At 69.0% G+C, this 22,009-nt stretch carries 20 protein-coding genes; 10 read left to right on the top strand and 10 right to left on the bottom strand.

Features of this window, described 5'->3' with window-relative positions; genetic code table 11:
- Window positions 1-21: 21 nt before the first annotated feature.
- From HDA40_RS22200 to HDA40_RS22210, 3 genes are all read left to right on the top strand, one after another.
- Window positions 22-474, top strand: a complete 453-nt coding sequence (locus HDA40_RS22200) for an SCP2 sterol-binding domain-containing protein (RefSeq protein WP_253763729.1) — start codon at window positions 22-24, stop codon at window positions 472-474.
- Entirely contained in the window at window positions 474-1,688 is a 1,215-nt protein-coding gene (locus tag HDA40_RS22205; RefSeq protein WP_253763730.1) for an acyl-CoA dehydrogenase family protein, read from the top strand. Before HDA40_RS22200 ends, HDA40_RS22205 begins: the two co-directional genes overlap by 1 nt.
- A 135-nt stretch (window positions 1,689-1,823) precedes the next feature.
- A complete protein-coding gene (locus HDA40_RS22210) occupies window positions 1,824-3,338 on the top strand; it encodes an AMP-binding protein (RefSeq protein WP_253758954.1) in 1,515 nt (504 codons plus the stop codon).
- A gap of 5 nt (window positions 3,339-3,343) precedes the next feature.
- Here HDA40_RS22210 and HDA40_RS22215 read toward each other — a convergent pair whose 3' ends face one another.
- Together HDA40_RS22215 and HDA40_RS22220 are read right to left on the bottom strand one after the other, a co-directional pair.
- A complete protein-coding gene (locus tag HDA40_RS22215) occupies window positions 3,344-5,164 on the bottom strand; it encodes a MinD/ParA family ATP-binding protein (protein ID WP_253758957.1) in 1,821 nt (606 codons plus the stop codon).
- A 425-nt stretch (window positions 5,165-5,589) separates the two neighbouring features.
- Entirely contained in the window at window positions 5,590-6,546 is a 957-nt protein-coding gene (locus HDA40_RS22220; RefSeq protein ID WP_253758959.1) for a diacylglycerol kinase family protein, read from the bottom strand.
- A 168-nt stretch (window positions 6,547-6,714) separates the two neighbouring features.
- Between HDA40_RS22220 and HDA40_RS22225 the strand changes: the two genes are divergently transcribed.
- The 3 genes from HDA40_RS22225 to purD all read left to right on the top strand — a co-directional run bounded on the left by HDA40_RS22225 (window position 6,715) and on the right by purD (window position 10,522).
- Complete coding sequence (locus HDA40_RS22225) at window positions 6,715-8,004, top strand: adenylosuccinate synthase (protein ID WP_253758961.1); 1,290 nt, start codon at window positions 6,715-6,717, stop codon at window positions 8,002-8,004.
- 297 nt (window positions 8,005-8,301) lie between these two features.
- Window positions 8,302-9,159: a type IV toxin-antitoxin system AbiEi family antitoxin gene (locus tag HDA40_RS42715; protein ID WP_504928328.1), complete on the top strand. Its 858-nt coding sequence runs from the start codon at window positions 8,302-8,304 to the stop codon at window positions 9,157-9,159.
- Between the two features lie 136 nt (window positions 9,160-9,295).
- Entirely contained in the window at window positions 9,296-10,522 is a 1,227-nt protein-coding gene (gene purD / locus HDA40_RS22240; RefSeq protein ID WP_253758967.1) for a phosphoribosylamine--glycine ligase, read from the top strand.
- Here purD and HDA40_RS22245 read toward each other — a convergent pair.
- Together HDA40_RS22245 and HDA40_RS22250 are read right to left on the bottom strand one after the other, a co-directional pair.
- Entirely contained in the window at window positions 10,519-10,923 is a 405-nt protein-coding gene (locus tag HDA40_RS22245) for a DUF3151 domain-containing protein (RefSeq protein ID WP_253758969.1), read from the bottom strand. The genes purD and HDA40_RS22245 overlap by 4 nt on opposite strands.
- Before the next feature lie 44 nt (window positions 10,924-10,967).
- A complete protein-coding gene (locus HDA40_RS22250; protein WP_253758971.1) occupies window positions 10,968-12,590 on the bottom strand; it encodes a PKD domain-containing protein in 1,623 nt (540 codons plus the stop codon).
- 456 nt (window positions 12,591-13,046) lie between these two features.
- On the opposite strand from HDA40_RS22250, the gene HDA40_RS22255 reads away from it, so the two are divergent.
- Both HDA40_RS22255 and HDA40_RS22260 read left to right on the top strand, forming a co-directional pair.
- Complete coding sequence (locus HDA40_RS22255) at window positions 13,047-14,216, top strand: LOG family protein (RefSeq protein ID WP_253758973.1); 1,170 nt, start codon at window positions 13,047-13,049, stop codon at window positions 14,214-14,216.
- A gap of 30 nt (window positions 14,217-14,246) precedes the next feature.
- The gene (locus HDA40_RS22260; protein ID WP_253758976.1) at window positions 14,247-14,906 is read left to right on the top strand and encodes a hypothetical protein; all 660 of its coding nucleotides are present in this window, start codon (window positions 14,247-14,249) and stop codon (window positions 14,904-14,906) included.
- Here the strand turns inward: HDA40_RS22260 and HDA40_RS22265 are convergent.
- The 3 genes from HDA40_RS22265 to HDA40_RS22275 all read right to left on the bottom strand — a co-directional run bounded on the left by HDA40_RS22265 (window position 14,903) and on the right by HDA40_RS22275 (window position 17,404).
- On the bottom strand, window positions 14,903-15,421 hold the full coding sequence (locus tag HDA40_RS22265; protein ID WP_253758978.1) for a hypothetical protein: 519 nt from the start codon (window positions 15,419-15,421) through the stop codon (window positions 14,903-14,905). The genes HDA40_RS22260 and HDA40_RS22265 overlap by 4 nt on opposite strands.
- A 110-nt stretch (window positions 15,422-15,531) precedes the next feature.
- Entirely contained in the window at window positions 15,532-16,557 is a 1,026-nt protein-coding gene (fbaA, locus tag HDA40_RS22270) for a class II fructose-bisphosphate aldolase (RefSeq protein WP_253758980.1), read from the bottom strand.
- 106 nt (window positions 16,558-16,663) lie between these two features.
- Window positions 16,664-17,404 (bottom strand): DedA family protein, encoded by a 741-nt coding sequence (locus HDA40_RS22275; RefSeq protein WP_372502912.1) that lies wholly within the window; start codon window positions 17,402-17,404, stop codon window positions 16,664-16,666.
- A gap of 66 nt (window positions 17,405-17,470) precedes the next feature.
- Between HDA40_RS22275 and HDA40_RS22280 the strand changes: the two genes are divergently transcribed.
- Both HDA40_RS22280 and HDA40_RS22285 read left to right on the top strand, forming a co-directional pair.
- Entirely contained in the window at window positions 17,471-17,971 is a 501-nt protein-coding gene (locus HDA40_RS22280) for a SigE family RNA polymerase sigma factor (protein WP_253758982.1), read from the top strand.
- The gene (locus HDA40_RS22285; protein WP_253758984.1) at window positions 17,968-19,086 is read left to right on the top strand and encodes an LCP family protein; all 1,119 of its coding nucleotides are present in this window, start codon (window positions 17,968-17,970) and stop codon (window positions 19,084-19,086) included. The genes HDA40_RS22280 and HDA40_RS22285 overlap by 4 nt, the downstream gene beginning before the upstream one ends.
- A 36-nt stretch (window positions 19,087-19,122) precedes the next feature.
- Here the strand turns inward: HDA40_RS22285 and HDA40_RS22290 are convergent, their stop codons facing one another.
- From HDA40_RS22290 to pyrE, 3 genes are all read right to left on the bottom strand, one after another.
- On the bottom strand, window positions 19,123-20,793 hold the full coding sequence (locus HDA40_RS22290) for a substrate-binding and VWA domain-containing protein (RefSeq protein WP_253758986.1): 1,671 nt from the start codon (window positions 20,791-20,793) through the stop codon (window positions 19,123-19,125).
- Between the two features lie 221 nt (window positions 20,794-21,014).
- Window positions 21,015-21,356, bottom strand: coding sequence for an ArsR/SmtB family transcription factor (locus tag HDA40_RS22295; RefSeq protein ID WP_372503174.1), 342 nt, complete (start codon window positions 21,354-21,356; stop codon window positions 21,015-21,017).
- 94 nt (window positions 21,357-21,450) lie between these two features.
- Window positions 21,451-21,990: an orotate phosphoribosyltransferase gene (pyrE, locus tag HDA40_RS22300; protein WP_253758990.1), complete on the bottom strand. Its 540-nt coding sequence runs from the start codon at window positions 21,988-21,990 to the stop codon at window positions 21,451-21,453.
- Window positions 21,991-22,009: the final 19 nt, after the last annotated feature.

Consider the following 22,009-nt stretch of genomic DNA (forward strand, 5'->3'; position numbering starts at 1 on the left):
CTCAGCGTGACGGAGGACATGATGCCCGACTTCGACCTCTCCGACTTCTCGTCGCTCGACCCGAGCGCGTTCGCCCAGCTCGTCAAGTCCGCGCCGGACGCGCAGATCGCCGAGGTCATGAGTGGCGACCTGCGGCCGAAGGTGCTCGACGAGATCTTCCGCCGCATGCCGGCGCTGTTCCGCCCGGACCGGGCCGGCAACACCGAGGCCGTGATCCACTGGAGCATCACCGGGGCCCCTGACGGCGGCGCTGACACGTACGAGCTGGTCATCTCCAAGGGCGCGTGCACCCTGTCGGAGACGCCGCAGCACGACCCGAAGCTCGCCCTGACGGTCGGCCCGGTCGACTTCCTCAAGGTCGTCTCCGGCAACGGCAACCCGGTCATGATGTTCATGACGGGCAAGCTGAAGGCCAAGGGCGACCTCGCGCTGGCCTCCAACATCGCCAACCTGTTCAGCATCCCGAAGGCCTGATCGTGGAGTTCTCGCTCGACCTCAACGAGGAACAGCGCGAGCTGCGCGACTGGGTGCACGGCTTCGCCGCCGAGGTCGTGCGCCCCGCTGCCGCGGAGTGGGACGAACGCGAGGAGACGCCCTGGCCGGTGCTCCAGGAGGCCGCGAAGATCGGGCTCTACGGCTTCGAGTTCCTCGCCAACGCCTGGGCCGATCCCAGCGGACTGTCCATGTGCCTGGCCAACGAGGAGCTGTTCTGGGGCGACGCCGGCATCGCGATGTCCATCATGGGCACTTCGCTGGCGGTCGCGGCGATCTTCGGCAACGGCGATCCCGAGCAGCTGGCCGAGTGGGTTCCCCAGTGCTTCGGCACCGAGTCCGACCCGGCCGTCGCGGCGTTCTGCTCGACCGAGCCGGAGGCCGGCTCCGACGTCGCCGCCATGCGTACGCGCGCGGTGTATGACGAGGCCGCCGACGAGTGGGTGCTCAACGGGCAGAAAGCGTTCGCCACCAACGGCGGGATCGCCGCGGTGCACGTCGTCACCGCGTCCGTCGACCCGTCGCTGGGCAGCCGGGGCCAGGCCGCGTTCGTGGTCCCGCCCGGCACGGCCGGTCTGCACTCGACCCGGAAGCTGAAGAAGCTGGGCCTGCGCGCCTCGCACACCGCCGACGTCTTCCTAGACGACGTCCGCCTCCCCTCGTCCTGCCTGCTCGGCGGGCGCGAGCGGCTGGAGGAGCGGCTGGCACGGGCGCGGTCCGGCGAGCGCACCGGCGGCCAGGCCTCCATGCGTACCTTCGAGTTGTCACGGCCGACCGTCGGCGCACAGGCGCTCGGCATCGCGCGTGCGGCCTACGAGTACGCCCTCGACTACGCCAAGCAGCGGGTCCAGTTCGGCCGGCCGATCATCGAGAACCAGGGAATCGCGTTCGCCCTGGCCGACATGAAGATGGAGATCGACGCCGCGCGCCTGCTGGTCTGGCGGGCGGCCTGGATGGGCCGCAACAACCGCCCGTTCACCGCGGGCGAGGGCTCGATGTCCAAGCTCAAGGCCGGCGAGGTCGCCGTCGACGTAACCTCCAAGGCGGTGCAGATCCTCGGCGGGGCCGGATTCACCCGGGAGCACCCGGTCGAGCGCTGGTACCGCGACGCCAAGATCTACACGATCTTCGAGGGCACCAGCGAGATCCAGCGTCTGGTCATCGCGCGGGCGATCTCGGGCCTGCCCTTGCGCTGAGCCGCGGCACGACAGAATCGGGGCCATTTCTCCGGAAATGGCCCCGATTTTCGTGGGAGACCCCTTGTGATCTCCCGCACCATCCGTCATTTTGTTACCCAGGAGTAACGAGCGGTTCATGGACGGAGGCGTCGGATGCTCTGGGTGCTGGCAAAGCGAGGACTGCTCAACCCGGGTCCCCCCGGCAAGATCGTTTCCCAGCTCGCGACCCTCAAGCGCTGGGGCTTCTCGGTCGCCGGCGAACTGCGAGCCGCGGCGGAGCGGTCTCCCGACCAGGTCGCGGTCATCGATCCCGAGAGCAGCTATACGTACGCCGAACTCTGGGACCGGTCCGAGCGCCTGGCGTTGGCCTTACGCGTACGCCACGGAATCGGCGTCGGCGGCCGCATCGGCGTGCTCGCCCGTAACCACTCCGGCATGATCGCCGCGATGGTCGCCGGCTGCGCGCTCGGCGCCGAAGTCGTGCTGCTGAACCCGTCGCTGTCGGCGGCCGCGATCGACGCCGTCGCCCACGACCAGCGCATCGAACTGGTGATCGCAGACAACGACCTGATGGAGCTGATCCCGGGCGTACCGGCGCTGAACGAAGTGGCCGTGGAGAAGCTCGTCGCCGACACTCCCCCCGGAAAGCTGAGCCCACCGGAACGGGCCGGTCGGCTGATCGTGCTGACCTCCGGCACCACCGCGGCCCCGAAAGGCGCCCGGCGCAAGACCCCGGGCGGACTGGGACCACTGGCGAGCGTGCTCGACCGCATCCCGTTGAAGGTCGGCGACCGGATCTTCGTCGCCGCGCCGCTCTTCCACACCTGGGGACTGGCCGCCCTCCAGATCGCCCTCGGCCTCCGGGCGACCCTCGTGCTCCAGCGCCGGTTCGAGCCGCTCAACACGATCGCCGCCGTACGCGACCTCGGCTGCCAAGGCCTGATCGCGGTGCCGGTGATGCTCCAGCGGCTGCTCGAAGCGACGCCCACCCCCGGCGTGACGCCGAGAGTCGTCGCCGTCAGCGGCTCGGCCCTGCCCGGCGGGCTCGCGACGAAGTTCATGGACGCGTACGGTGACTGCCTCTACAACCTCTACGGCAGCACGGAAGCGTCCTGGGTGTCCATCGCGACCCCCGAGGACATGCGCCACGATCCGCGTACCTCCGGCCGCCCGCCGCTGGGCACGACGGTGGAGATCCGCTCCCGCAGCGGGCAGCCCCTGTCCACCGGGCAGGTCGGCGAGATCCACGTACGCAATGACATGCTCTTCGAGGGGTACACCTCGAACCGTGAGACCACTCCGAACGGGCTGCTCGGCACCGGCGACCTCGGCCACTTCGACGACCAGGGACTGCTCTACGTGGACGGCCGCGCCGACGACATGATCATCTCAGGTGGGGAGAACGTCTTCCCCCGCCCGGTCGAAGAACTGATCAGCCAACTCCCCCAGGTACGCGAAGTCGCCGTCGTCGGCGTACCCGACCCCGAATTCGGCCAGCGGCTCGCGGCGTACGTGGTGCTCCACCCAGGCGAACACCTCGACGCCGACGCCGTACGCGAATACGTCCGGCACTATCTCGCGCGCTTCTGCGTACCGCGGGATGTGCTGTTCCTGCGGGAGTTGCCCCGAACGGCGACCGGCAAAGTCATCCCCCGCCTCCTCCGCTGAGCGGGTTACAGGCCGGCGGCTACGGCGGCGGCTACTTTCAGCCAGGCGTCGGTGGTGGTCGTCGACAGTCGGGTGTACGCGATCGGCTCCCCGGTATCGACGATCCGCTCGTACGGAACACGCAGCACGGCACGCGTACGCGAGGCGAAGTGCCGTTCGATGCTGGGCACGTCGAGTTCGCGCAGGCTCTGCGGCATCGAGATGACCGTGACGGCTTGGCGCACCGCGCGTACGCGGCCGGTCTGCTCCAGGTGGTCGAGCATGCGCGCCGCCGTCTCGGCGGAGTCGTTGCGGGCCGACATGGTCACCACGAGTTGGTCGGTCGCGTCCACGGCGGCCTGCCAATTGGGGGCGCGTACGTTGTTGCCGGTGTCCACCACGATGATCTTGTAGAACCGGCTGACCACGTCTCGGATGTCGCCGAAGGCCAGCTCGGTCAGCATCTCGCCGGCCGTCGCCGACTCGTCCGAGGCGAGCACTTCGAACATGCCTTCGCCCTGGCCGCGTACGTAGTGGGACAGGTCGCCGACCCGGCCTTGGGCGCCCTGGAACAGGTGCAGGTCCCGCAGCAGGTCCCGCACCGTACGCGAGTGGAAGTCCTGCTGCGCCCGCATCCCGAGGGTGCCCTGAGTCTCATTGTTGTCCCAGGCCAGCACGTAGCCGCCGCGGCGCTGGCCGAACGTCATCGCCAGCATCAGGACGGCCACGGTCTTGCCCGCGCCGCCCTTCGGGTTCACCACCGTGATCTGCCGCAGCCCGCCGAAGTTGCGCCGGACGAAGTCCACGTCGGCGAGGTACTCCTGCTCCCGGCGGCCGGGCGGCGGATTGATCAGACCGAACGTCGACTTCCGAAGCGCGCCGCGTAGACCGCGTTCGGCCTGCGGCTCGGGACGCCGTTCAGCGCGCCGCCGCGAGAACTCCTCGGCCGTGATCGGGCGTACGGCGGGGCCGGGTTGCTGGTGCGGGCCGAGTTGGTAGGGCTCCTGCGGCGGATTGTCGGCGGTCCACCCGCTGTCCTGCTCCGATGAACGGTCCGGCAATCGGTCCTGCAACCGATCCAGCGCACGGGACGATGAGCGGTCCGGTAGTCCATCCGCCGACGCGTCATCCGACGCGGACGACGTGTCATACGGCTCATAGGACGGTTCGTATGGCGACTCATAGGACGGCTCGTATGACGGCTCGTAGGACGGCGCGAGGTCCGCGTCGTAGTGGTAGACCGGCTCCTCCGCGGGCGGCTGCGGCCAGTACGCCGGCGGCTCGGCGGACCCCGGCTCCGGCTCGGCCGCAAAAGTCGGCTCCGCCCAGCCCGGCTCGACCAACGGCGAGGAAGCGGATGCTGAGGAAGCCGACGCAGAAGAAGCGGGCGCTGGAGACGCGGATGCTGGCGGAACAGACGAGGGCGAAGCATGGGCCTGCGGAGTGGAAGCAGACGGAGTCGGCGGCAGGAAGATCGGCGGTGGCTGCACCGGATCGGCCGGACGCGGCATAGGCGCCGGCGGCACCTGATGCGGTACGCCGTGCAGCGGCTGGATCTGCCGACGTGGCAGCGCGTCGACGTCGGCTTCGCCGCCCCGGCCGACCATCGGGTACTGCGAACTCGGCGGCTGCGCCCACGCGGACTCCGGGGCCTGCGGGAGATCCTGCGGCATGGGCGGCACGTACTGCGTGGGCAGATTCGGCTTCGAACGCTGCGGCAGGGCGACCGGCAGTCCCGCCCGCGCGACCGTGGCGTCCGGCGGGGCGTAGATCACCGGTTCGTCCAGCGCGGGCTCCGCATCGGCGGAGGAAGCAGACGAAGCGCCGGTCGAGGAAGCGTCAGACAACGAAGCGCCAGACGTCGTCCGGCCGGACGACGAACGGCCGGACGACGAATCGCCAGTCGACCGAGGCCCAGACGACCCAGCGCCAGACGACCCAGGGCCGGACGCCTCAGCGTCCGACGACGAAGACGACGACGACGGCAACGCAGGCTGCGCGGGCGGCAGGGCACGCCGACTGCCTAGGGCCGCCGCCATCGGTCCGCTGCCCGCCTCGGCCGCCTGTTCCGGACCCGGCCACGCCCCATCCGGTCGGGGGGTCCGGTGCGCTGCTTTCGGCGTACCCCTTGGTTTTGCGGACGAGACGGACCCGACGCCGGGCCGCGGGTCCGGAGCCCCGTCGACCTCGTCCTCGGGCCAGAATTCATCATCCACGCAGGCAAGGGTAGCGATCCTTGGCTCGCGCGCCACCCCTCGTGATCATTTCGCGACTAGCTGTACACGGCCCAGGCCTGGCGCTCGATCCACCACGAGCGCTTGCGCGTCAGCTCGCCGGTGACCCCGTCCTCCACGAACGGCAGCGTCTCCTCGGCCGCGAGCCGCGGCGCGATCGAGACCGCACGGCCCCGTGCCCGGCGGACCTCGACCCGATGGGTGTCGCGACCGAACCGGCGCTTGACCAGGGCGGGAACCGCGATGCCGACCTCGACCAAGCCGTCCGCCGGATCGGGCGCGGTCACCAGGTCGATGCCGTCGAGCCGCGCGTAGCCGTCCGCCACGGTCACCGCGCAGGCCAGCACGTCCTCCGCGCCGTCGCTCAGGACCAGGTCGTCCACCTCGATCCGGCCGCGGAACGGCACCGACAGGCCCCGCTGGTCGGCCGCGCCCAGCAGCACGCCGTCGATCACCACCGACCCACCGTCCTGCCGCAGCAGATCCAACCGCCGCACCCGGTCCGCGAGCACTGCTCGCGCGACTTCCGCGGGCTGGCGCGGCAGCCCGAGACGCGCGGCGAGATCACCGCTCTCACCAGCATCAAGCGGCAGTACGCCCACCGCCGGCAGATCGGGGAGCGTCCGGTCAGCGGGCAGGTCCCCGGGTCGCTTCGACGGCGGCGGGGCGTAACGGCGAACCAGCCGCCGGACCACATGCCGGAGCTGAGAGTCGGACGCCACCGCCACGACCAGCCGAGACTTGGTCTCGGGGTCCGGCCGGCGCAGCCCGTCCGGCTGCTCGGGCGCGTCGAACCGCGCCAGCACCTCGTCGATCGCCTCGTCGTGGTACGCCGTCACGGTCTCCACCCGGGCGCCGGCCTGCTTGAGGGCGTCGGCGCAGTGCAGAACGGGCGTCCGGACGGCCGGCTTCGGGGCGTCGTGGCCGCAGGCGCCGCAGTCGCCGCCGCACCCGGATGGGGGCTCCTCCAGCGTGAGGATGACCACGTCATACACGACGGCGCTCTCCTTCGTGGGCGATGACGCACCTTCGCGCGCCGATCCTGATCGACTTGTTAGCCTGACACCCCGGGTAGACGTGATCGCGTCTCACCTGGGTACCGGCCGACTCCGGCGGCGTCGCCGCCGTACGGGGAAGACCATATCGCCGAGGAGGCGACAGCGATGCCAGCGATAGTGCTGATCGGCGCGCAATGGGGCGACGAGGGCAAAGGCAAGGTTACCGACCTGCTCGGGGACCGTGTTCAGTACGTCGTCCGCTACTCCGGCGGCAACAACGCCGGGCACACCATCGTCACGCCGGACGGCCAGAAGTACGCCCTGCACCTGATGCCTTCGGGCGTACTCTCCCCGACCGCCCAGATCGTCATCGGCAACGGTGTGGTGATCGACCCGAAGGTGCTGCTCGCCGAGGTCGACGGACTCACCGAACGGGGCATCGACTGCGAGCGCCTGCTCATCTCGGCCGACGCGCACCTGATCATGCCGCACCACCGGGCCCTCGACCGGGTCGTCGAGCGCTACCTGGGCTCCGGCCGCATCGGCACCACCGGACGCGGCATCGGCCCGGCGTACGGGGACAAGGTGTCGCGCATGGGCATCCGCGCGCAGGACCTCCTCGACCCCGGCATCCTCCGGAAGAAGCTCGAACTCGTCCTCCGGGAGAAGAACCAGGTCCTGGTCAAGGTCTACAACCGCAAGGCCATCGACGTCGAGGCGGTCTACCAGGAATACCTCGGGTACGCCGAGCGCATGGGCCCGTGGATCACCGACACCCGGTCGGTCCTCTGGGAGGCGCTCGACCGGGGCGACACGGTCTTCATGGAAGGCGCCCAGGCCACCATGCTCGACCTCGACCACGGCACGTATCCGTTCGTCACCTCGTCGAACCCGATCGCCGCCGGGGCCTGCGTCGGCACCGGCATCCCGCCGACCCGGCTCAACCGCGTCATCGCTGTGGCCAAGGCGTACCTGACCCGGGTGGGCTCCGGCCCGTTCCCCACCGAACTGCACGACGAGGTCGGCGAACGCATCCGCAAACTCGGCCAGGAATACGGCACGACCACCGGCCGCCCCCGGCGTACCGGCTGGTTCGACGCCGTCCTCGCCCGGTACGCCGTCCGCCTCAACGGCGTCACCGACCTGGTCGTCACCAAGCTCGACATCCTCAGCGGCCTCGACCAGGTACCCGTCTGCGTCGGCTACGAGATCGACGGCAAGCGCGTCGAGGACATCCCGATGACGCAGACCGACTTCCACCACGCCACCCCCGTCTACGAATACCTGCCGGGGTGGTGGGAAGACATCTCCACGATGCGTAGCTTCGACGAGCTGCCGGCGAACGCACAGAGCTACATCCTTCGACTCGAAGAGCTGTGCGGTACGCGGATCTCGATGATCGGAGTCGGACCGGGTCGCGACGCGAACATCATCCGCCACGACCTGCTTACCTGACCGGTACGCTCGCCGCTCGCCTCGCCGACCTCCGGCTTTCTGCGCGATCATGAACTAATGGTCGTGATCGACCGGCGTGTCGCGTCCGTAGCACCCTGATCAATCCCGCAACTCAATGATCGACAGCGACGCGAAGCCGTCGTTGTCCACAGGCGGCTTGACCTCGCCGTCCGAGTGCAGACGGCCCGGCTTATCCACAGGGATGGCCGGGCCGATCTCGTCGGAGAACCATCGCCGGACGTGAGAGATCCCATCGCGCTTCAAAAGGTCGCGGCGACGCAGCAGGGTCTGGTGACGATGCGCCAGTGCGCGGCTGTGGGCTATGCGCCCGATGACGTCAAGAAGCATGTACGCAGCAAATTCTGGGCTCGGCTGGCTCGGGGCGTTTACCTGCTGGACGCCGATCTCCAACCGGAGCCGTGGCCGAGCCGCATCGTCGCGCGAGCCGCCCAACTGGCTGCGGGTTCCCAGGCAGCCGTCGTCCTTCACGACGCGGCCGAGCTTCACGGCATCAAGGGCGTACGCGAGACCCGTCGCGTCCACTTGTCGTTACCCGGCAACGCCGCAGTACCGCGTCGACTCGGCCATCGCGAGGTGGTGCCACACCAGTTCGTCATCCGCCCAGTCGACCTCACTGTGGTGGACGGCATGCTCACCACCACCGTCGTACGCACCCTCGCCGATCTTCTTCTTCACGTCGATCGAATGAGCGCCGTCTCCGCCTTAGACTCTGCACTTTTCCAGGGATTGGTCACTCCGGCTGAGCTGGACTCGGTTGAGGGACTGATCCGGGGACGGCGAAATGCTGTCGTCTCGCGTACGTGGCTGGGCCTGGCCGATGGACGCGCCGAATCGCCGCTGGAGACCCGCGGTCGCCTCGTCTGCGTCGATGCTCGAGTCGCACCGGACAGCCTGCAGGCGGAGATCCGGCGTGCCGACGGGACCGTCGTCGCACGCGCCGACATGCTGTGGTCGAAATCGCGCCTCATCGGTGAAGCGGACGGGGCGGAGTTCCATGATCGACCGGACGCGCTCTACCGAGACCGCGAACGGCAGAACGAACTGGTTGCCCTCGGATACACCGTCATTCGCTTCACCTGGCAGGACACGCTCGACCCAGAACGGTTGCCGGCGATCATCCGCCGTTTCCTGTGAGCGCTAGTTGATCAGTCTGGGCGGGAGTTGATCAGGACCCCGTGGACACGACACGCCGGTCGATCACGACCGATAGTTCATGATCACGCGGACAGCCCGCGGGGGGTGGGGAGGCGGGCACCGGTAGGGTCGGGGGATGCGCGTACTCGTCATCGGGACCGGGGGCCGGGAGCATGCCCTCGCTGCTGCTCTCGCCAAGGATCCGGCGGTCACGGAGGTGGTGGCCGCGCCGGGGAATCCGGGGATCGCCCAGGTCGCCCGGCTGGCCGAGGTGGATCCGATGGATCCGGCGGCGGTGGCTGAGCTCGCCGTACGCGAGGGCGCCGAGCTGGTGGTGATCGGGCCCGAGGCGCCGCTGGTCGCCGGGGTGGCCGATGCCGTACGCGAGCGCGGGATTCCGACGTTCGGCCCGTCGAAGCAGGCCGCGCAGTTGGAGGGGTCGAAGACGTTCGCCAAGGACGTCATGGTGGCCGCGAATGTACCGACCGCAGGTGCGGTGACGGCCGAGACCGACGACCAGGTGGCTGCCGCGCTGGACGCCTTCGGAAAGCCGTACGTGGTCAAGAACGACGGTTTGGCCGCCGGTAAGGGCGTCGTCGTCACCGATGATCGCGACCACGCGATTCAGCATGCCCGGGAGTGCGGCCGGGTGGTGATCGAGGAGTACCTCGACGGCCCCGAGGTCTCACTGTTCGTGGTGACCGATGGCGAGGCCGCCGTACCGCTGATCCCGGCGCAGGACTTCAAGCGCATCGGCGACGGCGACACCGGCCCGAACACCGGTGGGATGGGGGCGTACGCCCCGCTGCCGTGGGCCGACGCCGACCTGGTGCCGACGGTCATGCGTACCGTGGTCGAGCCGACGCTCGCCGAGATGCGCCGCCGGGGCACGCCGTTCGCCGGCCTGCTCTACGTCGGCCTCGCGATCACCTCGGCCGGCCCCAAGGTCATCGAGTTCAATGCCCGCTTCGGCGACCCCGAGACGCAGGCCGTGCTCAGCCTGCTTGAGACGCCGCTCGCCGGCCTGCTGCTGGCCGCCGCGTCCGGCTCGCTCGCCGCGCATCCCCCGTTGTCCTGGTCCGCGGGCAGCGCGGTCACCGTCGTGGTCGCTTCCGCGGGCTACCCCGGCCGGCCACGCCTGGGTGACGTGATCACCGGCGCCGAGGCCCCGGGGGTCTTTCACGCAGGCACAGGGGTACGCGACGGAGCACTGGTCTCGACGGGCGGCCGAGTTCTGGCGTGCACTGCGACCGGACGTGACCTGGCCGAGGCACGGCTCAACGCGTACCACTTGGTTGATCAGATCAAGATGGACGGTCAGCAGTTCCGCACGGACATCGCCCTGACGGCAGCCGGGGTTTAGCCCGCGAGGGCGTCGGCGGCGGCCGGGTCGCAGTCGCGCACGAATTGGGCGCAGCGGGCGGCCTCGTCGGCCTCGCCGATGGCGTCGGCCGCCACGGCCAGCAGGTGCAGGCAGCGCAGGAAGCCGCGGTTGGGCTCGTGCGACCACGGAACCGGTCCCGAGCCGCGCCAGCCGGCCTTGCGAAGCTGGTCGAGCCCACGGTGATACCCCGTACGCGCGAAGGCGTAGCCGGCGACGGCCTCGCCGTTCGTCAGCGCCCGTGCGGCCAGGGCGGCCCATGCGGCGGAGGAGGCGGGATGGTTCGCCGCCACCGTGACCGGGTCGAGGTCGGCCGCGAGATCGGCGGTGGCCGGGTCAGTGGGGAGCAGCGTGGCGGGCGGCTCGGGCAGGAGGTTTTGCATGATCTCCAACCTACCCGAGCCGCCGACGCCGGCTCAGCGAGTGGTTACCTTCGCGGCAGCACCGCACCGCAGGTCGTGCGGGAGGGAAGAACGCCGCCAGTCGTGGTGACCGGAAGCTCGGCGATGATCCCAGAATTGTTCAGCGAGTCCAGGGCCTTGACAGTGATCGTCCAGGACCCCGCGGTCGTGTACTGGTGCCGGATATAAGGGCTGCTCTGGGTCGTGGCCACACCGTCGCCGAAGTCGAAGTAGTAGGCCGAGATCGGCAGCGTGCCGGTTGTCGAGTTGCTCGCGTCGACGCACACCGCCAAACCGGACCGCGTCGCGACCGCCCGCGTCGTCGGTTTCTCGTAGGCCTCGCCGGCCCCACGGTCCGCGTAGGTCACCGGCCCCGCGCCCGTGTTCGCGTACCGCATGTCGTCGATGCGCGGCTGGAACGTGATGTCGGTGTTCTGCCACCCGGGAGCCGCGGAGTTCGCACTGTCGGCCGACAACGGCACCCAGGACGCGGACCCGCCGTACGCGATCTCGTGCGCCCCTTGCCCGGATGCCTGCTGGAACGCGGCGACCGTCTCATGGGCTCGATCGCCCCAGAAGTACGCGGTATTGACGCTGAAGGTATTGAGCAGGTTGTAGTCGACGGTCGTACTCGCGGCGGCGTCGCCCAGGACGCTGATCTGCCCGCGGTCCGGCGTAGCCGCGCATTCGTCGGCGCTGCCGCTGGCGCGGGCGAGATTGTTCTGCACCGAGACGTCACGTGAGCCCGCGGCGACTCGGATGCCGACGCAGGCGTACGTCACCGTGTTGTTGGTGATCGCTGTCCCGGCTGCTCCGGCATTGTCGATGCCGACGCCCGTCAAGTGGCTCAGGCTGTTGTTCGCCACCGTGGTCCGAAGGGCGGTCGCGGCGATCTCGATCCCGCTGCCGGTAAAGGCGGAGAGCACACCACCGATCACGGCGTTGTCGGGCCCGCGTACCACGACCCCGGGGCCGATGCCGTTCAGAAAGGCGGGCCGCACGATCCGCACGTCGTGCGTCGTCTCATCGAGCAGCACGCCCGGGTTCACGTTGCTGCCGCCGGCGATGTACCGCAACTCGCTGTTCGCGACGTTCGTGAGGACGACGCCGCGCGCGGTTCCGGTCGAGCCGACCTTCCGGCTGACGTTCGCCTTGCCGACGCTGATCGCAGTGGAATCGGCGAACTCGATGGCCGTGGCACCCCCGGCCGGGGTCGTCGTCACCACCGGAAGGGAGACGTCGTGCGAATTCGCCACGCGGATCGCGGCTCCGGTCGTGGTGCCCGTGACACTGATTCCGGTCACCACGACGTCATGCTGCCCCTCGACGGTCAGGCGAGCGTCGGCGCCGGCGAGGGTTCCTCCGAAGATGGTGATCGGCGAGCCTGGCTCGCCGGACTTCTGGAGGCGGACGTTCTCGTCGTAGCTCCCGTGAATCTGGATCGTCTGACCAGCCGCGACGGCGGCGACGGCCGCGCCGACCGTGCAATACGGCTCGCTCAGCGTGCCGCCTCCGGCGTCCGAGCACGACGTCGCGGCGTTGTTGACGTACAGGACCGCCGAGGCGGCCGAGGCGCCCTCCGCCGGAACGGTGACAAGACCCGCGACGAGCACCAGGCCGGCGACGCGGGAAAGGATGGATCTGGTCACACTCGTCCCCCGAGGAGTGGAAGGGATCGGTAAGGACCTCACCTTATATTCTCCAATCAGGACTGCGTGACCCGTTTCGCGACCCCGGCGGCCCGCCGCAACTGCGACCATGGGCATGACCTCGGTGGCCCCCGTTCGGCGCGATCTCGCCACGCGTTCGGATGAGCGGCCCGTCCCGCGAGCGGCCGGTATTCCTGATCGCTCAAGCCGCGTATAACTGGAGGTCCGGAGCCTCCCCAGGACCCGGTAAGCGAGGCCCGGCGGTTGACCGCCGGGCCTCGTCCGCATCTCGCCCCGCCCGGGGACCCTGCAGATCAGGGATATGCGGGCTGAACCCGCTCATGATCACCGGCATATCCATGATCTACCGCGAAACCGCCCGAAGCGACCGAACGAAGCGGAACGCGCGAAGCGACCGAACGAAGCCGATCGCGCGAAGCGGCTAGGATTCGGCGCGTGTCACCGACGCCACGGCCCGAGGTCATCACGCCGATCGACCACAGCCCCGACGAGATCGAGTCCTATGAGGAGCTGCGGCTCCACCTCGACCGGGGGACGCTGACGCGGCTGACGGTGCAGGGACTGGACCTGAGCCAGGTCGACCTGGCCGATGTGGAGGTCGCCGACGCCTTGTTCGTCGGATGCGCCTTGGGGGATCGCCAGGTCCTAGAGCTGATCCAGCGCGGCGCGCATGTCGTGCCCGTGTTCCCGGACACGCCGTTCCCGACCCAGCCGTCGCATTTGTACACACCGGACGAATTGGCCGCCGGGTTCGCCGCGGGCGGGTTCGACGCGATGTACAACACCGTCGTCTACCGGCATTATCTGGATCGCGGCGGGGCCAACCCGGACCTCCGGGAGGCCCTGGCCCAGCGCATCCACGACCACGGCATCGAGAACGCCCTCGCCGGGTTGTCCGCCGAGTGGCTCGACCGGCACGGCGCGGCGAGCGTCGTCGGGATCATGGGCGGTCACGCCGAGCATCGGGGCTCGCCGGGCTACCGGGACGCGGCGGCCCTGGCCTGGCGGTTGGCACAGGCCGATCGGCTGGTGCTGACCGGGGGCGGGCCGGGCGTCATGGAGGCGGCCAACCTGGGGGCGTACCTGGCTGGGCGGTCGCTGGACGAGCTGACGGCGGCGATCGACGAACTCGCGGTCGAGCCGGACTTCCACGAGACGCAGGCCTATACGGCCGCGGCGTTGCGCGTACGGGACGCCTATGCGCCGCCGCCGTCGGCGAGTTGGGAGCAAGCCGGCGGCTTGGCCATCCCCACCTGGTTCTTCGGGCACGAACCGGCCAACCTGTTCGCGGCCCGGATCGCCAAGCTGTTCAGCAACGCCGCTCGCGAGGAGGTCATCCTCAAGCTGTCACGCGGCGGGATCGTGTTCGCGCCCGGTCGCGCCGGGACGGTGCAGGAGGTCTTCCAGGCCACCACGATGACGTTCTACGGCACCGTCAGCCCGTCCGGACCGTACGTGTTCCTCGGCCGTCGTTTCTGGACGGAGGAACTGCCCGTCAGCTCGCTGCTCGCGCCGCTGCTCCGGTGTTCGCCGCTAGGTGACCTGAGCGATCTCATCCACATCACCGACGACGTCGACGAGGCCGCCGAGCTCTTGCTCGGCTGAGGGTCGCACCGAATGGGTATGCTCGCCCCCGTGACGACGCCCGAGCCCGCCCCACGTTCCCGGCTGGTGCCGTGGGTGGTGCTGCCGCTCGTCGTGGTCCTGCTCAGCTGCCTGGGCGCGGCCGCGGGCGTACTGCTGGCCCGTCAGGACGCACGGCCCGATGGCCCGTCCGCGCTCGACGTGACGGCCACGCCGTCCGGTTCCGCTTCGCCGAGCACGCGATCCGCGCGCTCTTCGGTGGTACGCCTTCCGAAGACCCTGCTCGGGTTGGCGAAGACGACCGACAAGACGTTGCTGGAGTCCGCCGAGAAGGCCGCGAAGACGCAGCGCGCCTCCGAGGCTGCCACGAGCCAGGTCCTCGCCGCCTACTACGGGTCCTTCGCCAAGAAGAACCTCGTCTTCGTGCTGGCGGTGCAGGGTGAGGTGGTCGACGCCGACCACCTGTTCGAGACCGTCACGGCGGCGCTGGAGACTCAGCGCAAGGGTCTGAAGCTGGTCGAGGTCGCCCCCGGACCGCTCGGCGGCCGGGCCGCCTGCGGCGACTCGACGGTCTCCGGCGGCACGATCGCCGAGTGCGTGTGGGTGGACTCGGGGTCCTACGCGTTCGTCGAGTTCTTCGGGGCCAAGGCGGCTGCCGTGCAGGACAAGTTCGTCAAGGCACGCGGTCAGTTGGAGACGGCGGCCTACTAGGCGATCGGGATCCGCGTCCACCGGCCGACCGGGAGGACCACTTCGGGTTCGCCGGAGATCCCGTTCTCGTCCATCGCGTTGAACAGCTCTAGGCGCAGCCCGTCGAAGATCAGCTCCACCGCGTGCAACGCGGTCGGCCGCCAGTGCGCCGGCATCACCCGTTCGATGAGGTTGACCGCACGCAGTTCCCGCCCACGCGCCGAGACGACGGTGGGGTGGGTGTCGCTCCACCAGTCCAGGCGCAGTCCGGGCCACTCGACCGGTGCCTGCATGTCGATGGTGTCCCAGCTGATCGCACACTCGTCGAACTTGCGATGGGTGATTTCGATGTTGGCGTCCGGGAAACCGAGGACGACCGGGCCGCCGGTGAACCAGGCGTGCGCGTCGAGGTCCCACATCAGCCAGGAGCCGACCAGCGGCTGGCCGATGACCTGCTGGAACCGCGCCCGATGGGCGGCTGCCAGCGCTTGGGCGTCATGCTGCCAGATCGGCTCGTATCCCTCGATACCCAGCACGACCGACCCTCCCCAACCAAACGATGGACCGGACGATATTACCCAATCGGGCACAAAAAACGGGGGCGCACGCCTGGTGGCGCGGCCCCCGTTATACAACGATCAAGCAATCACTTGCCGAGCGAGGTTCCCACCGAGCGGAGCTGCTGGCAGGCCTCGACGACACGGGCGGCCAGACCGGCCTCGGCCGACTTGCCCCACGCGCGCGGGTCGTACAGCTTCTTGTTGCCGACCTCGCCCTCGACCTTCAGCACGCCGTCGTAGTTCTTGAACATGTGGTCCACGACCGGGCGGGTGTACGCGTACTGCGTGTCGGTATCGATGTTCATCTTCACCACGCCGTAGTCCACCGCGTCGCTGATCTCCTGCGGCAGGGATCCCGAGCCGCCGTGGAAGACCAGGTCGAACGGCTTGTCCTTGCCGTACTTGGCACCGACCGCGTCCTGGATCTCCTTGAGGATCTCCGGCCGCAGCTTCACGTTGCCCGGCTTGTAGACGCCGTGCACGTTGCCGAAGGTGAGCGCAGCCATGTAGCGGCCCTTCTCGCCCAGGCCCAGCGCTGCCGCGGTGGCCAGGCCGTCCCCGATCGTGGTGTACAGCTTCTCGTCGATCGCACCGACGACGCCGTCCTCCTCGCCGCCGACGACGCCGATCTCGACCTCGAGGACCACCTTGGCGGCCGCGGTCAGGGCGAGCAACTCCTCCGCGATCTCCAGGTTCTCGGCCAGCGGAACCGCCGAGCCGTCCCACATGTGGGACTGGAACAGCGGGTTCTCGCCCTTCTGGACCCGCTCGGTGGAGATCGCCAGCAGCGGCCGGACGAACTTGTCGAGCTTGTCCTTCGGGCAGTGGTCGGTGTGCAGCGCGATGTTCACGCCATAGTTCTTCGCCACCTCGTGGGCGAAGGCGGCGAGCGCGACCGAGCCGGTCACCATGTCCTTGACGGTCGGGCCGGACAGGTACTCACCGCCACCGGTCGAGACCTGGATGATGCCGTCGCTCTCCGCCTCGGCGAAGCCCCGAATCGCCGCGTTGAGGGTCTGGGAAGACGTCACGTTGATCGCCGGGTACGCGAAGGCGCCGGCCTTGGCGCGATCGAGCATCTCGGCGTAGATCTCGGGTGAGGCAATAGGCATCTCTGCTGCTCCTAGCCTGTGCTGAACTGCGGGGACCGCGCTGTCCTTCGTTATCTGGAGTATCTCGCATGCAGCCCTGCCGCACGCAGCCGGGCTGTGGAACGGGTCAGGCCGAGACGCGCTCGTGCTTGCCGCGCTGCCGGTTGCGCTTCTTCTCTTTGCGCGTACGCCACATCTCGATGAAGACCGGGATGAGGGAGACGAAGACGATGAGGAAGACGAACGGCAGGATGTACTTGTCGATCTTGTCCGGCCCGCCGATGGCATCGATGATCTGCTGGGCGAAGAAGTACGCCGCGAGCAGGATGCCGTCGGTCCAGAGGATCGCGCCGACGCAGTTCCAGATGAAGAACTGCCGAGTCGGGACTTCGAGGACGCCTGCGACGGGGTTCATGAAGGTCCGCACGATCGGGATGAACCGGGCGAGGACGATCGCCTTGCGCGGGCCGAACTTCTGGAAGTAGTGCTCGGCCTTCTCGACGTACTCCCGCTTGAAGAGCTTCGAATCCGGCTTGTCGAACATCTTGCGCCCGTAGCGTGCCCCGAGGAAGTGCCCGAACTGGGCGCCCGCGATGGCACAGAGCGGCGCGAAGATCAGCAATGGGACGATCGGGATCTGCCAGCCGATCACCTCCGGGGCGGCCGACGAGGCGGCGACGCCGGTCAGGAACAGCAGCGAGTCCCCAGGGAAGAAGAAGCCCACCATGAGGCCGGTCTCGGCGAAGATGATCGCCAGTACGCCGACGAGCGCCCAGTTGGGGCCCATCCACTCCAGGTAGTCCATCGGATTGAGCGGATTGAATCCCATGGACTCACCGGCCGCCAGCACGCTCTCACTCGTCTTCACGCCGACCAAGGGTACCGGGCAAGCTTTCACCGTGTGCGCACGTCTACTGAGGCGAAGGAGGTGGATGTGACCTACGAGGAGTTCGCGGCCACGCGTCTGGCGTCATTTGCCCGGTATGCCGTGATGCTGACCGGCGACGCCCACAGCGCTCAGGATCTCGTGCAAGAAACCATGGTGCGGGCTCAACTGCACTGGCGGAAGGTCAGCCGAGCCGAATCGCCCGAGGGCTACGTCAAACGCATGATGGTCAACCTGTACATCGACTGGCGGCGGGGTCCCTGGTGGCGGCGTGTCCTGTTGCGCTCGGACGCGGGCGCGGAGGTACGCGTACCAGTCGATCTCGCCGAAGGCGCGGCGGATCGGGACCTGGTCTGGCAGGCCCTGGCCCGATTGCCCCGGCAGCAGCGCGCAGCGCTCGTCCTGCGGTTCTACGAGGATCTGCCGGACGCCGAGATCGCCGAGGCGCTCGGCTGCACCGTCGGCACCGCGCGCGGCTACATCTCGAAGGCTCTCGCCACACTCCGCACCCGGATGAACCCGGGTCTCGTCTCAGGAGGATCACGGTGAACGAGGAGGACATCCGGGCCACGTTCGCCCGCCACGAAGCGGAGGCACCTGACGTGCAGGATTTGCAAGAGTCGATCGACAAGGAGGTGCGCCGGAGACGGCGGCGCCGCACGCGTGCGCTCAGCGGCGGCCTCGCCGCCGCGGTGGCGCTGGCCATCGCGGTGCCGGTGTGGCTGGCGCAGCGGGCCGGAGTCACCCCGGCGGACGCGGTGAACGTCGCCGCCTCCGCGACGGGCGGCACGCCCCGGAAAGCCCTGAACCTGCTGGTGCTCGGCTCCGACAAGCGGGCCGGTTGGGGCGAGAACCAATCCCGGAGCGACACCGTTTTGATCGTGCACATCCCGGCCGATCGGAAGAAGATCTACACAGTCTCGATCGACCGGAACACGATCGTGAACATCCCGGCGGACGCCGCGGCGGACTACAAAGGCGGCCTGGAGAAAGTCAACGCCGCGTTCTATTACGGATCGCAGGGCAGCGCCGGATGGCGAGGCGGACTCCGGCTCAGCGAGAAGACGCTGCAACAGTCCACCGGCACGGCCTTCGACGGCGGCGCCGTGCTGGAGTACGCCTCGGTGAAGCAGGTCGTCGACGCGCTGGGCGGCGTCCAGGTCTGCCTGCCGGCGGCGATCGATCTCCGTCTGACGGAGAAGAAGCAGCCGGGCGACAAGGTTCTCGGCGCGGGGTGCCACACCGTGTCCGGCGCGGACGCGCTGCTGCTGATGCGGACCCGCTACGGGCTGCCGAACGGGTCCTACGACCGGGACCGCAACCAGCAGCGCGTACTCGTCGGCATCGCGGCGAAGATCGCCACGCTGAACGTGCTCACCGACGCCGCCCGGCTCGCGAACCTGCTCAAGGTCCAGGGCCTGCGGCTCGACCTCAGCGACGTCAGCCCGATCGCGCTGGCCGGCGAGCTGAGCGGCCTGACGGCGGCTGACGTCGTGCCGATGTCGTTGGCCAACACCTATGTCGCGTACCACGGGCCGGGGGCGGACAACGGGCTCTCGGGCGAGGGCATCACGCCCGAGGGCAAGGAGTTGCTCGCGGCGGTCGGGACCGGCACGCTGCCGGAGTTCGCGGCCGCACACCCCGACCTCGTGCTCCAGCGCTGACCGTCCGGCGGCCGGGGGCACACCCCGGCCGCCGGCTCACGCCAGCAGCGCCTTCAGGAAGATCTGGTCCAGCTGGTTCGCGTCGGTCAAGGGGAAGGCTCCGCCGCCGGTGATCTCCGCGATCTGCGTCAGTTCGGTCAGGTCCGCGGTCCCGATGCCCAGCAGGATCACGCGGATCGGTCGCGCCACGTCGGCGAGCGCCTCCAGCTCCAGCTTCACCTTCGCCAGCGTCAGGCCGCCGGACAGGTTGCTGCGGCCGTCGGTGAAGACCACGATCGTGTTCGAACGTTCGGGGTCATAAGACGCCTTCAACGACTTGTACGCCGAAAGCAGCGCCTCGAACAGCGGACACTCGTCGGTGCCGGCCAGATGCGCCGCGCGCATGGTCTGGTCGAGCTTCTGGCGCTGAACCTTGTCCAGCGTGCCCATCTGGACGAGGGGTTGGGTGCCCCGCCCGGCGAAACCCCACAGCGCGAGCTGACTGTCCGAGGTGAACAGGGTCAGCCCGTGGGTCGCCGATTCCTGCATCAGCTTCAGCCGGGTCTTCCCGGAGGCGTTGAGCGGCAGGCTCATCGACGACGTCACGTCGGCCAGGGTGATGACCTTCGACGGCGTCTTGGCCGCCACCCAGATGCTGAGCGCGGTGCGTACGGAGGTCAGGTCGGTCACCGGCTGGACGTGCGCCTGCGTCGCGGTGACTCCGTGGCCGACGGTGAAGCCCGGACCGGCCACGCCCGACGGCGTACGCAGACCGTGGCGGCCCAGCACGTCGGCGTACGCCTCACTGCTGAGCGCCGACCGGAACGCCTCGGCCGCAGACCGCACCTTCGGCGTCTTCTGAGTGAGGACGGCGTACGGGAAGTCCAATGTGGGTTCGACGGCGAGCGGGACGGCGGCCGCCTTCACCGTCGGATTGCTCGCGTTGTACTGGATCACCGACTGTTCGCTCATCGGCGCCGCGCCGAGCCCGGTCGCGAATCCGGCGAACAGGTCCTTCGTGTCCGCGTACGCCTTGTCCGTGTTGACCCGCAGGCGGAACGCGCCGACGAGTTTGGGCAGATCCGACTCCTGGGTGACGACGACGTCCTTGAGGAGCATCGCGCCGACGAGGCCGGCGGTGTCCCGCCGAGGATCGGTCATGCCGAGCTTCACCTTGCCGTCGGCCAGGAGCGCGCCCATGGCCTTGGCGTCGAGCGGTCCGGTGCCGAGTTGTCGGGCTACCGCTTCGGGCATGCCGACGACGACCGGGCTGATCGCCACCGACGGCGTCGTCAGATCGAAGGCGTCCCGGTCGACCGCGCGTACGCGACCGAGCCAGGCCGACGAGTCGGGGATCCAGACAGCCGGCAGATCCGCTTCGGTCGGAGTGGGCACCGGGCTGCGCCCGATGTCCACCGTGCCACCGGAGTACGTACCGAGCGCGTTGGCCATCTCGGCCGACGACCGCGGCTGCACCTCGACGTTGACGCACGAGGCGGCGTCCTTGGCCGCGGTCTGCTGCCAGGAGTTGGCGATCTCGATGAGCGCCGGAGCGATCGCCGGATCAGCCGCGACGACGAGCCGCGTACCGGTGCTGGTCCCGCACCCGTCCGCGTCCGCCGTCACTGTCTTCACGAGTACGCCCAGGCTCAGCAGGAGCACGGTGGCTCCGGCTACCGCCAGGGTGAGCTGCCCCGGTCCACGCCGGGGGCGATGCCGCCCTGCCATCTCTCACCTCGTCGCGCGGCCCGGGCCGGCTCGGTGCCGGTGGGGAGACCGGTCGCGCTCGAAGCCCACAGCTTAGAGGCGAATGAATTTCGTGCAACACCCAGATCTCAGCCGGGTGAAGTAGTCATCTGAATACGACGAAGGGAGCGCCTCGCTCGCAGGCGCTCCCTTCGGTGATGCCGTAGTTCGTCGGAATCGTTTGCGCGATTCGCCGACGAAGTTCAGCGAGCCTTCTTCGTGGCGCGCTTACGCGGCGGCGTCAACAGCTCCGCCACAGTCGCGATCGCCGACGGAACAAGGCTGTAGTAGGCCCAGACACCGCGCTTGTCCCGGTTGAGCAGACCGGCCTCGGTCAGGATGCGCAGGTGGTGGCTAACAGTGGGCTGAGACAGACCGAGCGGAGCGGTCAGGTCGCAGACGCAGGCCTCACCCTCCGGAGCGGACTGGATGAGGCTCAGCAGGCGCAGGCGGGCCGGGTCGGCCAGAGCCTTGAGGACCCCGGCGAGGCGCTCCGCGTCCGCCTTCTCGATGGGCTCACCGGCGAGCGGCGAGACGGGGGGCAATGGGTTATCCACCAGGGCAGTTCCCACTTACTCCATCCTTCCAAGTGAACAATTGACTTGTCTGCATATTAGCAGGTCCAAGTCTAAAGATGTGCTACCGACTCAATCCGAGGTCGGACAGGGTGAAAGCGGCGCGGTACGGCAGACCAGCTGCTCGAACCGCATCGCCGGCGCCTCGATCGACAATAACCGCAACGCCGATGACTTCCGCACCGGCCTCCCGCAAGGCGTCGACAGCGGTGAGGACGCTACTCCCCGTAGTCGAGGTGTCCTCCACAGCGACGACCCGGCGACCGGCGACGTCTGGTCCCTCGATCCGGCGCTGCAGCCCGTGAGCCTTGCCCGCCTTGCGGACGACGAACGCGTCGACCGGGCGATCGGTGCCCGCACTGGCGTGCAGCATGGCCGCCGCGACCGGGTCCGCGCCGAGCGTCAGCCCGCCGACCGCGTCGTAGTCCCAGTCGGCGACCAGGTCCAGCAGAACCCGCCCCACCAGGGGCGCACTCGCATGGTGCAGGGCGATGCGGCGCAGATCGAGGTAGTAGTCGGCCTCCGCTCCGGAGGAGAGGATCACCCGTCCATGCACCACTGCTAGGTCAGTGATGAATTTACGGAGGTCTTCGCGATCCGACATGCTGCCGACTGTACCGCAT

Origin of the sequence: Hamadaea flava (assembly GCF_024172085.1) — a bacterium.
GTDB lineage: Bacteria > Actinomycetota > Actinomycetes > Mycobacteriales > Micromonosporaceae > Hamadaea > Hamadaea flava.

Excerpts from the sequence above, each read along its gene's own strand:
- HDA40_RS22225 (WP_253758961.1), top strand. The coding sequence starts at position 6,715 with ATGCCAGCGATAGTGCTGATCGGCGCGCAATGGGGCGACGAGGGCAAA.
- HDA40_RS22245 (WP_253758969.1), bottom strand. The coding sequence starts at position 10,923 with ATGCAAAACCTCCTGCCCGAGCCGCCCGCCACGCTGCTCCCCACTGAC.
- HDA40_RS22200 (WP_253763729.1), top strand. The coding sequence starts at position 22 with ATGCCCGACTTCGACCTCTCCGACTTCTCGTCGCTCGACCCGAGCGCG.
- pyrE (WP_253758990.1), bottom strand. The coding sequence starts at position 21,990 with ATGTCGGATCGCGAAGACCTCCGTAAATTCATCACTGACCTAGCAGTG.
- HDA40_RS42715 (WP_504928328.1), top strand. The coding sequence starts at position 8,302 with ATGCGCCAGTGCGCGGCTGTGGGCTATGCGCCCGATGACGTCAAGAAG.
- fbaA (WP_253758980.1), bottom strand. The coding sequence starts at position 16,557 with ATGCCTATTGCCTCACCCGAGATCTACGCCGAGATGCTCGATCGCGCC.
- purD (WP_253758967.1), top strand. The coding sequence starts at position 9,296 with ATGCGCGTACTCGTCATCGGGACCGGGGGCCGGGAGCATGCCCTCGCT.
- HDA40_RS22210 (WP_253758954.1), top strand. The coding sequence starts at position 1,824 with ATGCTCTGGGTGCTGGCAAAGCGAGGACTGCTCAACCCGGGTCCCCCC.
- HDA40_RS22290 (WP_253758986.1), bottom strand. The coding sequence starts at position 20,793 with ATGGCAGGGCGGCATCGCCCCCGGCGTGGACCGGGGCAGCTCACCCTG.